The organism is Aeromonas sp. MR7, assembly GCF_963899385.1.
Taxonomy (GTDB): Bacteria; Pseudomonadota; Gammaproteobacteria; order Enterobacterales; family Aeromonadaceae; genus Aeromonas; species Aeromonas bestiarum.
Genome location: NZ_CAWQXH010000021.1, coordinates 547,096 through 561,644, shown reverse-complemented (window position 1 = coordinate 561,644; position 14,549 = coordinate 547,096). Strand labels below are relative to the sequence as shown.

11 protein-coding genes are annotated in these 14,549 nt (G+C 60.1%); 10 read left to right on the top strand and 1 reads right to left on the bottom strand.

The window, feature by feature from the left end; genetic code table 11:
* The first annotated feature begins 185 nt into the window (after nt 1-185).
* The 5 genes from AACW87_RS14405 (at nt 186) to AACW87_RS14385 (ending at nt 6,340) form a co-directional block, all read left to right on the top strand.
* The gene (locus tag AACW87_RS14405) at nt 186-1,211 is read left to right on the top strand and encodes an ABC transporter permease subunit (RefSeq protein WP_337999332.1); all 1,026 of its coding nucleotides are present in this window, start codon (nt 186-188) and stop codon (nt 1,209-1,211) included.
* 103 nt (nt 1,212-1,314) lie between these two features.
* Nucleotides 1,315-2,358 carry an ABC transporter permease gene (locus AACW87_RS14400; protein WP_172955286.1) on the top strand — a complete coding sequence of 348 codons (1,044 nt, stop codon included), beginning with the start codon at nt 1,315-1,317 and terminating at the stop codon, nt 2,356-2,358.
* An 82-nt stretch (nt 2,359-2,440) separates the two neighbouring features.
* Nucleotides 2,441-4,258 carry an extracellular solute-binding protein gene (locus AACW87_RS14395; RefSeq protein WP_241325298.1) on the top strand — a complete coding sequence of 606 codons (1,818 nt, stop codon included), beginning with the start codon at nt 2,441-2,443 and terminating at the stop codon, nt 4,256-4,258.
* 25 nt (nt 4,259-4,283) lie between these two features.
* Nucleotides 4,284-5,342, top strand: a complete 1,059-nt coding sequence (locus AACW87_RS14390) for an ABC transporter ATP-binding protein (RefSeq protein WP_241325296.1) — start codon at nt 4,284-4,286, stop codon at nt 5,340-5,342.
* A complete protein-coding gene (locus AACW87_RS14385) occupies nt 5,339-6,340 on the top strand; it encodes an ABC transporter ATP-binding protein (protein WP_241325295.1) in 1,002 nt (333 codons plus the stop codon). The genes AACW87_RS14390 and AACW87_RS14385 overlap by 4 nt, the downstream gene beginning before the upstream one ends.
* 674 nt (nt 6,341-7,014) lie before the next feature.
* Here the strand turns inward: AACW87_RS14385 and AACW87_RS14380 are convergent.
* The gene (locus AACW87_RS14380; RefSeq protein WP_098982608.1) at nt 7,015-8,466 is read right to left on the bottom strand and encodes an aminoacyl-histidine dipeptidase; all 1,452 of its coding nucleotides are present in this window, start codon (nt 8,464-8,466) and stop codon (nt 7,015-7,017) included.
* Nucleotides 8,467-9,395: 929 nt separating this feature from the next.
* Between AACW87_RS14380 and gpt the strand changes: the two genes are divergently transcribed.
* The 5 genes from gpt (at nt 9,396) to AACW87_RS14355 (ending at nt 14,439) form a co-directional block, all read left to right on the top strand.
* Nucleotides 9,396-9,863 carry a xanthine phosphoribosyltransferase gene (gene gpt, locus AACW87_RS14375; RefSeq protein WP_042866764.1) on the top strand — a complete coding sequence of 156 codons (468 nt, stop codon included), beginning with the start codon at nt 9,396-9,398 and terminating at the stop codon, nt 9,861-9,863.
* 119 nt (nt 9,864-9,982) lie between these two features.
* On the top strand, nt 9,983-11,251 hold the full coding sequence (gene frsA / locus AACW87_RS14370; protein ID WP_043138123.1) for an esterase FrsA: 1,269 nt from the start codon (nt 9,983-9,985) through the stop codon (nt 11,249-11,251).
* A 62-nt stretch (nt 11,252-11,313) separates the two neighbouring features.
* Entirely contained in the window at nt 11,314-11,706 is a 393-nt protein-coding gene (gene crl / locus AACW87_RS14365; protein WP_043138124.1) for a sigma factor-binding protein Crl, read from the top strand.
* Between the two features lie 207 nt (nt 11,707-11,913).
* A complete protein-coding gene (gene proB / locus AACW87_RS14360) occupies nt 11,914-13,017 on the top strand; it encodes a glutamate 5-kinase (RefSeq protein ID WP_043138127.1) in 1,104 nt (367 codons plus the stop codon).
* Between the two features lie 168 nt (nt 13,018-13,185).
* Nucleotides 13,186-14,439: a glutamate-5-semialdehyde dehydrogenase gene (locus AACW87_RS14355; protein ID WP_241325294.1), complete on the top strand. Its 1,254-nt coding sequence runs from the start codon at nt 13,186-13,188 to the stop codon at nt 14,437-14,439.
* The last annotated feature ends 110 nt before the right edge of the window (nt 14,440-14,549 follow it).

Below are 14,549 nucleotides of genomic sequence, written 5' to 3'. Positions count from 1 at the left end.
ATTCTGCTATTTGCCAAAGGCAGATGCTGCCCTCTTCGTTCTACTTGATTTTTGTTGCAGAGCTTTTACAGTGACCCAGCGGATTGTCTGCCAATAACAGCCTATCCAGTGAGTAATGCCAGGAAGGAGAGGCCCGTCACCGGATGTGACTGGCCATAAAAGAACAACAAGGACGAGGTTTCACCATGCTGTCGTATTTCTTACGTCGGATGCTTTTGATCATCCCGACGTTTCTCGGTATCACCCTGCTCGTCTTCACCATCACCCGTTTCGTGCCGGGCGGCCCGGTCGAACGCATGTTGCTGCAGGCGCAGGTGTCACAAAACGAGACCGGACGCTCCAGTGGCAGCAAGGGCGCCCAGGCGCTCTCCGATGAGCAGATCGAGGAGTTGAAAGCATTTTACGGGCTGGACAAGCCCATGCTGGTCGCCTATTGGGAGTGGCTGCAGAAGCTGGCCGTGCTGGATCTCGGCGAATCGACCCGCTATTACGAGCCGGTGTGGGGCCTCATCAAGGAGAGGTTGCCGGTGACCGCCTTCTTCGGGCTGGCCACCTTTCTGCTGAGCTACGCGGTATCCATACCACTCGGGGTAGCCAAGGCCCTCAGGCACAACAGCCGCTTCGATTCGCTCAGCTCCATGCTCATCTACATGGCCTATGCGCTGCCCGCCTACGTGGTGGGGATCTTCCTCATCACAGTCTTCGCCTTCCATCTGGAGTGGCTGCCCATGGGCGGTTTTCCGGGGGACGATTTCGATTCCATGGAGAGCAGTTGGGACCAGATCCGTACCGTCTTCGCCCACGCCCTGCTGCCGCTCATTGCCTACGCCATCGGGGATTTTGCCATCCTCACCATGACCATGAAGAACAGCCTGATGGAGAACCTGTCGGCGGATTACGTGCGTACCGCCGTGGCCAAGGGGCTGCCGTTTCGCAAGGCGGTGACCGATCATGCCATGCGCAACAGCCTGATCCCCATCGCCAGTCACCTGGGGTCCGTGCTCACCGTCTTCTTCGGCGGCTCCTTCCTCATCGAGACCATCTTCAACATCGACGGTATAGGCCTGCTCGGCTACGAGGCGATCGTCGAGCGAGATTACCCCACCGTCATGGGCATACTGGCCATCACCTCCATGTTGATGCTGGTGGGCAATATCGTCTCCGATATCTGCGTTGCCCTTGTTGATCCGCGCGTACGGTTTGGAGAGTGAGCATGAACCCTATCTCTCTTGTCATGCCGATGCTGATATCACGCCATATCGTCTCCGATATCTGCGTTGCACCTTCTGTTGACCCCCGCGTGCGGTTTGGAGAGTGAACATGAACCCGGTCACCTTAAAAAAACTCAAGCGTTTCAAGTCGATAAAACGCGGCTACTACTCCTTTGTCATCTTTACCACCCTGGTGCTGCTCTCCCTGCTGGCGGAGCTGCTGGTCAACAGCCGGGCGCTGATGGTGAGCTATCAGGGCCAGCTCCACTTCCCCACCTATGGTGACGTGATCCCGGGCCAGCACTTCGGGCTCGATTACGAGTACGAGACCAACTACCGCCAGCTCAAGGCCAAATTCGCAGAGGAAGGCAAGGGCGACTGGGTGCTGCTGCCCCCTGTGCCCTGGAACCCCTATGAGCAGGATTTCAAGCAGGATGCCTATCCGCCCTACGCCCCCAGCGCCGAGGAGCGCCACTTCCTCGGCACCGACACCAGCGGCCGCGACGTGCTGGCGCGGCTGGTGTATGGCTTTCGCATTGCCATCGGCTTTGCCTTTATCGCGTTGGCGGCCAGCTATGCCATCGGGGTCAGCATAGGCTGCATGATGGGTTTTCTCGGCGGGCGGTTTGACCTCATCCTGCAACGCTTTATCGAGATCTGGTCCCAGGTGCCGTTTCTCTACGTCATCATGATCCTGGTGTCGCTGGCCAAGCCGAACTTCGGCCTGTTTGTTGGCATCAACGTGCTGTTCGGCTGGATGGGGATTACCTGGTACATGCGCACCCTCACCTACAAGGAGCGGGCGCGGGACTATGTGATGGCGGCGCGGGCGCAAGGGGCGAGCACCAAACGGATCATCTTCAACCACATACTGCCCAATACCCTGATGATGATAGTCACCCTGGCACCGTTCGCCGTGGTGGGCAATATCTCGACCCTGACGGCGCTGGACTATCTGGGCTTCGGGCTGGCACCACCGACTCCGAGCTGGGGCGAGCTGCTCTCCCAGGGCATCAACAATCTGGATGCCATCTGGATCGTCAGCTCGGTCGTCGCGGCGGTGAGTCTGGTGCTGATCATGGTCTCCTTTATCGGCGAGGCGATCCGCGAGGCGTTCGACCCGCGCAAATTTACCCGTTATCAGTGACACGCGGCGTGCTTCATCGCAGTGTGTATCCAACCCTTAATTGAGAAGCCCCCAGTGCAGGGGCCAGACCTGGAAGTCAAACATGAAAAATAAAATCAAATGGATAGGTGCTCTCTTTGTGCTGGTGAACGGATCCTGGGTGTGGGCGGCCAGCCTGCCTGCGGATCTCAAATGGGAGACCAACGACACGGATCCCGTGTTCGCCTCCCCCAAGGCGCTGCCGGGCGGCAGCCTCAACATGTTTGTCGACAGCTTTCCGCTGACGTTCCGCACCGTGGGGCCCGACTCCAACGGTTCGTTCCGTTCCTTCATCATGGACAACCAGTTGCGGCTCATCAGCTTCCACCCCAATACCGGCAACCCCATCCCCTCGCTGGCCACCCACTGGGCCATAGCGCCAGACAATCAGACCGTCTACTTCAAGCTGGATCCGCGGGCCAAGTGGTCCGACGGCAAGCCGGTCAATGCCGACGACTACACCTTCGGCTACGAGATGATGCGCTCCAAAGACATCAAGGGGCCCTGGTTCAACAACTACTACACCACAGAGGTGGTGGCGGTAGAGAAGATCGATGACCACACCATTCTGGTCAAGGCGGGCAACCGCAAGGCCAAGCTGGACCTGCTCAACACCACAGAGCTGTGGCCCCAGCCCAGGCACTACTACAAGCTCACCCCCAACTGGGTGAAGCAGTACAACTGGGCTGTGGTGCCCACCACTGGCCCCTATGTGATCAGCGACGTCAAGAAGGGCAAGTCGGTCACCTTCAGCAAGCAGCAGGATTGGTGGGCAAAGAGTGATCGCTACAACCAGCACAGATTCAACCTCGACACCATCAAGGTGCAGGTGATCCGCGACCACAACATCGCCTTCCGTCACTTCCTGAAAGGGGAGCTGGATACCTTCGAGATGATACTGCCCAACTGGTGGCATGAAAAAGCGGTCACCCCGGAGTACAAGAAGGGGTACGTGCAGAAGGTGATGGCCATGACAGACACCAAGCAGGGCGGGCAGGGGGTTCACCTCAATGTGACCAACCCCAAGCTGGCGGACGTGAACGTACGGCTCGGCATCCAGCACGCCTTCAACATCGACAAGATGATCGAGACAGTGCTGCGCGGCGACTACGACAGAGCCACCACCTTCGACTCGGGCTTTGGCGAGTTCACCGACATCCAGCTGCCGGAGCGGGCCTATGACATAGGCAAGGCGCGCGAGTACTTTGCCAAGGGCGGCTACGCCAAGCCGGGGCCGGACGGCATCTTGCAAAATGACAAGGGCGAGCGGCTGACGCTGGCGCTCACCTACACCAGCCAGGAGCACTCCAAGCGTTTGACCGTGCTGAAAGAAGAGGCCAAGAAAGCGGGTCTGGATCTGGAGCTGAACCTAGTGGATGGCGCCACCGGCTTCAAGGTGATGCTGGAGAAGAAACACGAAGCGGCCTGGCTCGGCTGGGGCGGCGGTGGTCTCTATCCGCAGTATTGGGAGTTTTTCCACTCCGCCAACGCCAACAAGCCGCAGACCAACAACCTGTTCAACGTGGCTGACAAGGAGCTGGACGCGCTGATCGATGCCTACAACGTCGAATTCGACATGGCCAAGCGGGCCAAACTCTCACAACAGATCCAGCAGCGGATCTACGATCTCGCCATCTTCGTGCCCGGGGTGCAGCTCAACTATGTGCGGGCCAGCAGCTGGCGCCATGTGATGCTGCCCGAGGTGCCCGCCACCAAAAATACCCCGGACCTGCTCTACTGGCCAATGGATGGCTATCCCCACAGCAGTGGCGGTCTGCTCTGGCTCGATCCCAAGGTGAAGGAGGCGACCTTGAAAGCCAAGGAAGCGGACGAGGCGCTGGCGCCCATCACCCTGCTCGACAAGACCTATGCACATCATTGATGCCATTGAGCAGGGAGCAGCAGTCATGTCCAACACACAGGCCCCCATCCTTGACGTACCGGATAACGGGGTGAAGTTCACCGCTGATAACGGCCAGAGCAGGGCTCCAATCCTTGAAGTAAGCGATCTCGAGGTGGAGTTTGCCGTCGACGACGGCAAGATCAAGGTGCTCGACGGGGTCAGCTTCAAGGTGGCCCCAGGCCAGACCTTAGGCATAGTCGGCGAGTCCGGCTGCGGCAAGAGCGTCACCTCGCTCGCCATCATGGGGCTGCTGCCCAAGCCCCACGGTCAGGTGGTGGCTGGCTCCATCCGCTTTCAGGGAGAGGATCTGCTCACCCTGGCGCCGGATCAGATGTACAAGGTGCGCGGCAACCGCATCTCCATGATCTTTCAGGAGCCGATGACGGCGCTCAACCCGGTGCAGACGGTGGGCGATCAGCTGATGGAGGTGTTCGGCCTGCACAGACCCGATTACAACCGGGCCCAGCGCAAAGCCGCGGCCATCGCCATGCTGCAGAAGGTGGGGATCCCGGAGCCGGCCCAGCGCTTTGCCGTCTATCCTCACAACCTCTCCGGCGGCATGCGCCAGCGGGTGATGATCGCCATGGCGCTCTCCTGCGAGCCGGATTTGCTCATCTGCGACGAGCCGACCACGGCGCTGGATGTGACCATTCAGGCCCAGATCCTGGAGCTGATGAAGGAGCTGCAGGCCCAGACCGGCATGGCCATCATCTTCATCACCCACGATCTTGGGGTGGTGGCCGAGTTGTGCGACGAGGTGGTGGTGATGTATGCCGGTCGCGCGGTGGAGCAGGCGGATGTCTATGAGCTGTTTGACCACCCGCGCCATCCCTATACTCATGGCTTGATGAGCTCGATCCCGCGACTGGAAGATGTCCCCAAGAGCCTGCTCAAGACCATCAAGGGTCAGGTGCCCGCCCTGCACGAGATGCCGACGGGTTGCCGCTTCTCCAATCGCTGCCCCCACGCCACCGACCTCTGCATAAGGGTCATTCCGGCGACTGAGCAGCTCGATGCCCGGCATGGGGTGGCCTGCCATCACTGGAAGGAGTTGACGATATGACGGCGTTGTTGTCCGTGCGGGATTTGAAACAGCACTTCCAGCTTGGCGGTGGTTTTCTGCGCAAGAAGTATCGTGTCTATGCGGTAGATGGCATCAGTTTCGACCTCAAACAGGGGGAGACGCTGGGGCTGGTGGGGGAGTCAGGTTGTGGCAAGTCCACCCTGGGTCGTACCCTGCTCAAGCTGTTCGAGCCGACCGCAGGCCAGATAAGCTTCGAGGGGCGGGACATCACCCATCTCTCGCCCCGGGAGATGCGCTCTCTGCGCCAGGAGATGCAGATAGTGTTTCAGGATCCTGCAGAATCCCTCAACAGCCGCCACACGGTCGGCCAGATCCTGGAGGAGCCCTTCATTATCCACGGTAAAGGCAACACTGAGCAGCGGCGAGCCTGGGTGCTGGAGCTGCTGGACAAGGTGGGCCTGCCGAAGAGTGCGGTGGATCGCTACCCCCACGAATTTTCCGGCGGTCAGCGTCAGCGCATCGGCATCGCCCGGGCCATCGCCCTCAAGCCCAAGCTGCTGATATGCGACGAAGCTGTGTCGGCCCTCGATGTCTCGGTGCAGTCCCAGATTATCAACCTGCTGCTCAGCCTGCAGCGGGAGATGAACCTGGCCATCATCTTCATCGCCCACGACCTGTCGGTGGTGAAACACATCTCGGATCGCATTGCTGTGATGTATCTGGGACGGATCGTCGAGCTGGCGGAGGCTCAATCGCTCTATCTGGCGCCACGCCACCCCTATACCCAGGCACTCATCTCGGCCATTCCGGTACCGGATCCGCGCCGTCGCAACCAGCGCATACTGCTGACTGGCGATGTGCCGTCCCCCATCTCGCCGCCGAGCGGCTGCCACTTTCACCAGCGTTGCCCCTATGCCACGGATCTGTGCCGTCATACGGCGCCGAGCCTGCATATCTGTGACGGGGCGGCTCATCAGGTGGCCTGCCACTTCCCCCTGGCGGAGGCGGAGGCTGTGCCCCTGGGAAAGGCGATATGATGCCGGTGCCCGCATCGCAACAGAGTGGCACGGGAGACAAGCAATAAAAAAATGGGGCCTGTGGGCCCCATCTTCATGGTTGGAGTTCAGGTTTGGCCGTGGAACATCTGGCCAGGACAGGACAGCGGCCCCGAGAGGGGATGGCTGTTGCAATGATTATGATGTATGTAATTTTACTACGTTAGATCTCTTTTTCCGATGCATCAGGCACCGTAACGGAAGTAATACTCACGGGTTGACGGGGCGTAGGTGTCTTTTTCTACGGCGCCTTTCTTGCTGGTTGCACCCTTAAGGTGGAACAGTACTGCCAGGTTCTCAAACATATATTCACCTCATCGCTCTGTTATCTAGTTGTAGTGTGTGATCTGGGTCACAATTTGATCCTATGGCCTTATGTGAGCTGGATCAACTTTTTGTGTGGTAAATTTACATAAATCATGGAAAGGGTTTTCAAACCCAGTTCTGTTCATGGAGACGGTTTCAGAGCCACTGAGGGCACCATGGCGGGTCGGAAGTGAGGCCTGATGGGCAGATGAAAGGCCAGGGTATTGAAAGGAAGGCGACTCTCAGGAGGCAGGCGTGCATGGCGGTGGCGGCCACATGCGTGCAAAAAAATACCCCGCACTTGGCGGGGTATGCATCAGGTCTACTGCGGGTACAGAGGAACCGGCGCCTTATTTGGCCGGGATCTGCTCCAGCACGTGCACCAGCAGTTGCCAGAAGCGCTCGACCGCCGGGATGTGTACCTTCTCGTCTGGCGAGTGGGCACCGCGTATGGTCGGGCCGAAGGAGACCATGTCCCAGTCCGGATAGGCGCTCTTGAACAGGCCGCACTCCAGGCCTGCGTGGATCACCATGACGTTGGGCATCTCGCCGAACAGGGTCTGGTAGCTGTTGCGTACCAGCGCCATCACGGGGGAGTCCACATCCGGCGCCCAGCCAGGATAGGCCCCGGTAAATTCGCAGCTGGCACCGGCCAGATTGAACAGGGAGCGGGTCATCTGCTCGACGCTCTCGCGACCGGAGTCGATGAGGGAGCGGATCAGGCACTGCACATACACCTCGCCGTCGAGCGTCTTGATGACGCCCAGGTTGGTGGAGGTCTCGGTGACGCCAGGAATGGCATCGCTCATGCGCATCACGCCGTTCGGGCAGGCCATCAGGGAGTCCAGCAGGCGTGTCTGCAGGGTTTCGCTCATCAGCTTGGCCGGTTTCTCCTGAGCCGTGAGCAGCACTGTCAAGTTGGCTTCGGTGGCTGCCAGCTCGCTCTGGTAGATGCCGGCATAGCGGTCGACCAGGGCCTTGAATTCATTGACGTGGGCAGCGGGCACCAGCAGCTTGGCACGGGCTTCGCGCGGGATGGCGTTGCGCAGGGTGCCGCCGTGGATCTCGGCCAGACGCAGGCCCAGCGGCTCGGCGGCTTTCAGCAGACGCACCAGCAGCTTGTTGGCGTTGCCACGACCGCGATGGATATCGACGCCGGAGTGACCGCCACGCAGCCCCTTCACCTGCAGCTCGAACCCTTCTCCCTCGGTGGCGGCAACCAGCTCCAGCGGGAAGCGGATATTGGCATCTACACCGCCGGCGCAGCCCATGTAGACCTCGCCATCCTCTTCGGAGTCGGTGTTGAGCAGGATCTCGCCTTCCAGCCAACCCGCTTCCAGCCCGAACGCGCCGGTCATGCCGGTCTCTTCGTCCGTGGTCAGCAGCACTTCCAGCGGACCGTGCTTGAGGTTTTTGTCGGCCAGCACGGCCAGGCAACCGGCCATGCCCATGCCGTTGTCGGCGCCCAGGGTGGTGCCGCGGGCAGTCACCCAGTCACCGTCTATATAGGCATCGATGGGATCCTGGGTGAAGTCATGCTGGGTGTCGGCGTTGGCCTGGGGCACCATGTCGATATGGGCCTGCAGTACCACACCCTTGCGGTTTTCCATCCCCGGCGTGGCCGGTTTCTTGATGATGATGTTGCCTACGGCGTCTTGCTTGACCGCTAGGCCTTCCCCCTGGGCCCACTCGACTATCCAGGCGCTTAAACGGGCTTCGTGCTTGGAAGGGTGGGGGATGGAGCAGATCTGTTCGAAGAAATGCCAAATCAGTTGGGGAGAGAGAGAACTAAGCTGTGCCACGTCGGGACTCCTTACCAGCACGGAAATTGACCGGGCCCAGAGGGCCGAGGAAGAGGATAACGATAATACAGTCAATCACACAAAAATGTGAGCGATCAGCGCAAATTGCGCGCGGCTTGTGCTGGTAATCGGGTTGTTCGCAGCGTACAGCCGAGGTTGAGGTGACAATGCCCAGCACAAAAGAAATTGTGTGATGTTCGTCACAAAAATATTGTGTTTATGGCGCCGGCTGGTAAATTGGTGGCCGTGGTTCGCCACCCGTCAGGATGACGATGAATGCCTCCAGGGAACCGAAGCAAAGCAAGTGCGCCTCCATGGAACCGAGTGTCTGTTCAAGGATCTGAGCCCGCATAAAGGTACGTAACTTGTTAAGCAATCAGGAGTTTTACTATGTCAGGCAGCAATTCAACCTATTGGTTTGCCCAATCGCTCTACACTCAGGGTTATAGCTACCCGAATCCCTTCGCTTACCGCTAAGCAGGGGCGCCCCGCCGGGGGACAAGCAGCAAGATGTGAAGCAGCAGGTGAGTGAGGATGCCATCCTCCCCCTGCTATTTTTTTATCTGCAACGGGTGGGAATGGGTGTGGTGAAGCGTGGGCGTATACCAGGCGCCGGGCGGGATGGCAGGGGGCCGGGACGCTTTTTCCTGCATTTCGCATACGTTTGCCAGTCAATTTATCCGCAAACGATGCTATCATGCCGGCCCAACAGCCTGTCTGCGGTCTTTCCTCCAAACGACATGGCCGCCAGCTATGCCCATCCTGCTTTCATTGCATCTGTTTTTGCTGCCGAGGTACCAGCCCTGAGGCCGCCAACGTGCAAGCCGAATTCGGGAAGCAGGGCGCCAGCATTGACTCAGCCACGCGTGAAAACGCGAGGTGATTATTTTTTAAGTACTTGTTTTATATAACTCTTCGAGATCGATAACATGCCAAAAAAATTCTACGTGTCGTGGGATAACCTGCAACGTGAAGCGCGCCGTCTGGCCCGTCGTCAACTGCCTGTCAGCCAGTGGAAAGGGATCATAGCGGTCAGCCGTGGTGGTCTGGTACCGGCCGCGCTGATGGCCCGCGAACTTGGCATCCGTAATGTCGAAACCCTGTGCATCTCCAGCTACGACCACAACAGCCAGCGCGAGCTGGTGGTTGTCAAAGCGGCGACCACGGCCGGTGATGGCGAAGGTTGGCTGGTGGTGGAAGATCTGGTGGACACAGGTACTACCGCCAAGGCGATCCGCGAGCTCTACCCCAAGGCCAAGTTCATCGCCATCTTCGCCAAGCCCATGGGTGAGCAGCTGCTGGATGACTTCGAAGTCGCCATCCCGCAGGACACCTGGATCGAACAGCCCTGGGACATGGCGCTGGAGTTTGCCCAGCCTATCTGCGACGAAGAGTAAGCACTGAATCAGCTTCACAGGGCTCCTATATGGAGCCCTGTTTTTTTGTGGTGCAACTGGCTGCCGGGCGGGAAAAGTGGTTAAGATGGAGCCATTGCCTGACCGTATGAGTAATTACTTTGGACTTGAACGACGACCTTAACCTGACCGAGAAGCTGTTTACCCGGGTCAAGAAGGTGCTGGAGACCTCCGAGATCTCCAACAGCAGCCCGGTGGAAGAGCAAGATGCCAATCTGGACGAGACCTTTATCGATGGCTCCATGTCGTCGCGCTGGTATCGTCTGCTGCGCCGGCCAACCTGGGCCTGGCAGGGGGCGGATCCGGTCGAGGTGGAACAGACGCTGGCCTGCATCGCCATGGGAAAAGGGGAACGCACCCACGAACGTTACCTGGATACCATCAAGGGCTATGTGTCCGGCAACTGGGTCTATGAGTGGAGCCAGCTGGCCGGCCGTTACTTCAATCAGGGCCGCGCCCTGGTGGAGCAGGGTGACTCGGCGGCAGCCCTGAAGGATCTGCTCAGGGCGGTGCGTTATTACTCCATCGCCAGTTATCCCCATCTGAAGAATGACGAGTTGGCGGATCAGGCCCAGTTGCTCGGCAACATGGCCTACCGCGAGGCGGGCCGCCTGTTCAAGGTGCCCCTCAAAGAGATACAGGTGCCATTTCGTGGCAAGAGCATTCAGGGCTACCTGCATCTGCCGACCACGGATAAACCCGTGCCCCTGGTCATCGTCAGCGGCGGCATCGACTCGTTGCAGGTCGATTTCCTCAACCTCTATCTCAAATGCCTGGAACCCAACGGCATCGGCATGTTGTCGCTGGATATGCCGGGCATCGGCTATGCCGAGCACTGGCCACTGGTGCAAGACACCAGCCGGCTGCATCAGGCCGTGCTGAACCACCTGTCAGAGGTGGCCTGGGTCGATCATCAGCGCATCGCCATGGTGGGTTTTCGTCTGGCGGGCAATGTGGCGGCGCGCCTCGCCTTCATCGAGCCGTTCAAGCTCAGGACAGTGGTCTGCATAGGGGCGGGCGTCAATCAGGTGTTCACCAATCAGGAGATGTTCGCCCGCTGCCCGCGCATGATGCGCGACGGGCTGGCGAATCGTCTGGGGGCCGACGCGGCCCAGTGGGAGTCGCTGCGTACCAAGTGCCAGGTATTTTCCCTCAAGACGCAAGGATTGCTGGGGACTCGCACTCCCGTGCCGATACTAAGTATCGGACACAAGAAAGATTTTATTTGTCCCGAGCAGGATGTACGGGCATTGGCGTCCGCCAGCCGCAATGGCAAGGCGGTGGTGTTCGACAAGCAACCCTTGCTGGAGGTGTATGACGAGGCGTTGAAAGAGATGGTCGACTGGCTTAAAAAGCACCTATGTACATGATATAGCGCTAAAAAAATAACGTCATCCCAGGATGATGTGGCTTGTTCAACAGGGAGGTTAACATGTCAGAAAGAGTGACCTACAAGCGACTGCTGAGGCAGTTTGCCGCGATTGGCCCCTATTTACGTGAAGATCTGTGTGAAGAGGGGCGCTACCGTTTCGACTGTCTCTCCGTCTGCGTCAGCGCCAAACCGGCGCCGGACAAGCGGGAGTTCTGGGGCTGGTGGCTGGTGCTGGAGCAGCAGGATCACAGCTTCAGCTATCACTACCAGGTCGGTTTCTACAATGCGGAAGGGGCCTGGATCAACAAGCCAATCCCGAAGAAGCATCAGGTGGAAGTCGATCGTACCCTCAACCGCTTCTACAAGCTCATCAGTGACAAGCTCACCTCGCTTGAGTGTCGGCTCTCCCCTGCCGAGCAGGTGACCAACGAGCTGACCGTCACCGCCGCCTGATGTACTGATGCCCTGCGAGCCGTCCACTCACTCGCAGGGCCATCTTGTCTCGCTGCCCCCGTTATCCATTTCTCTCTTCAAGCCTGCCGCCTCTCTCCACAAGGCAAGCTTCCCTGGTCCTCGCAGCGCTTGCGGGCTTAATTGCCTTGCAGGGCAACAGGGCCGTGGGTATAAAGGGATTCCTTACTTTTCAGCCTTCTTGCTCCCATGGAAAACAGAACCATAGTCGTCAAACTGGGCACCAGCGTGCTCACCGGGGGATCTTCCCAGCTTAACCGTGCCCACATGGTGGAGCTGGTCAGACAGTGTGCGGCCCTGCACCGTCACGGCCACAGGGTCGTGGTGGTCACCTCGGGGGCCATCGCCGCCGGGCGTGAACATCTGGGTCACCCCCCGCTGGCGCCTACCCTGCCCAACAAGCAGATGCTGGCGGCGGTTGGCCAGACCCAGCTCATTCGGGTATGGCAGGATCTGTTCAACCTCTATGGGCTGCACATCGGCCAGATGTTGCTGACCCGCGCCGATCTGGAAGACAGGGAGCGTTACCTCAATGCCCGCGATACCCTGCGCACCCTGCTCGATCACCGCATCATTCCCGTCATCAACGAGAACGACGCCGTGGCGACCGCCGAGATCAAGGTGGGTGACAACGACAACCTCTCCGCCCGCGCCGCCATTCTGGCCGATGCCGACTTGCTGATCCTGCTGACCGACCAGACCGGCCTGTTCACCGCCGATCCGCGCAGCAATCCGGATGCCCAGCTGATCGAAGAGGTGCAGACCATAGACGATACACTGCGCAAGCTGGCGGGTGGCAGCGTCGGTGGCCTCGGTACCGGTGGCATGGCGACCAAGCTGCAGGCAGCCGACGTGGCGCGCCGGGCCGGGGTCAAGGTGGTGATCGCCACCGGCCAGATGCCGGAGGTGATAGGCCGTCTCGCCAAGGGCGAGCGCATCGGCACCCTGTTCCCGGCGCTGGCCTCGCCGCTGGAAGGGCGCAAGAGCTGGATCCTGGCCGGCCCGCCCCCGCACGGTGAAGTCCAGGTGGATCAGGGCGCCGTGGCCGCCATGCAGGAGAAGGGCTCCAGCCTGCTGCCCAAGGGCATAGTCTCAGTGAAGGGGGATTTCGTGCGCGGCGATGTGGTGCGCATTCTCGATCCCAAGGGCGTCGAGCTGGCCCGCGGCATCTGCCGTTACGACCATCTGGAGCTGGAGAAGCTGCGGGGTGTTCACTCGGATCAGATAGAACAGATATTGGGCTATGGCTATGGCGCCGTGGCCATTCACAGAGATGACATGGTGCTGCTGTAAGGCCGCCGGTTCGATAGAGCCTGTGGTTACGGCTACGACCGAGATGACGTGGTACTGCTCTAGGGCAGACGGTTCGACAGAACCTATGGTTACGGCTACGGGATCATGGGCCATTTACCGAGATAACATGGTGCTGCTGTAAGGCGGCACCCAGAAAGGGACAAAATCATGAGTCTGGAGAAAATGGGGCAGGCGGCCCGCGAAGCCGCCTATCAGCTGGCCACCGTCAGCACGGCGCAGAAGAACCGGGCGCTGGCCGCCATCGCCGACGAGCTGGAGGCGCGCAGCAGCCAGATCCTGGTCGCCAACGACAAGGACATAGCGGCCGGCCGCGAGGCCGGACTGTCGGACGCCATGCTGGATCGCTTGCTGCTCAACCCGGCCCGGCTGGCGGGGATAGTGGCGGACGTGCGCAAGGTGATCACCCTGGATGATCCGGTCGGTGCCGAAATCGACAGCCGGGTACTGGAGAACGGCCTGCGCCTCTCTCGCCGCCGGGTGCCCATCGGTGTCATAGGCGTCATCTACGAGGCGCGCCCCAACGTCACCATCGATATCGCCAGCCTCTGCCTCAAGACGGGCAACGCCAGCATCTTGCGCGGCGGACGCGAGACCTTCCACTCCAACCTGGAGCTGGTGCGGGTGATCCAGAGCGCGCTGGCCGCCTCCGGCCTGCCGGCCGAGGCGGTACAGTACATCGACAATCCGGATCGGGCGCTGGTGGGCGAGCTGCTGCGCCTCGATCGCTACGTGGACATGATCATCCCCCGTGGCGGCGCCGGGCTGCACAAGATGTGCAAGGAGAACAGCTCCATCCCCGTCATCATTGGCGGCTTTGGCATCAGCCATGTCTTCGTGGACGAGAGCGCCGATCTGGCGCGCTCGCTGGCGGTCATCGACAACGCCAAGGTGCAGCGCCCCTCCGCCTGCAACGCCCTCGATACCCTGCTGGTGCATGAAAGGGTGGCCGCCGCCTTGCTGCCGCAGCTGGTCAGCCTGATGAACGAGCGCAAGGTGGCCCTGGTGGCCGCCCCCAACGCCATGACGCTGCTGGCTGGCGCCGATACGCTGCGCGAGGCCGGCCCGGAAGATTTTGATACCGAATGGCTGGAGCTGACTCTGGGAGTCCGGCTGGTGGCGGACGTGAATGAGGCGCTGGCCCACATGCGCGAGCATAACGCCGGCCACTCGGATGCCATCCTCACCAACGATTTGAGCAATGCCGAGCGGTTCGTCAATGGCGCCGGTTCGGCCGCCGTCTACGTCAACGCCTCCACCCGCTTCACCGACGGTGGCCAGTTCGGGCTGGGTGCCGAGGTGGCGGTCTCGACCCAGATGCTGCATGCCCGCGGCCCTATGGGGCTGACTGAGCTGACCAGCTACAAGTGGGTGGGATTGGCGGATTATCTGATCCGTGCCTGAGGAGATTGCCAAATCCTGCTGGAATCATGCCGACTCAGGTCGGCATTTTTATGCTCTTTTCTTGCGCCCCATCATGGGCTTGCATATAACTATCCAGCAGGGTGTGGCGA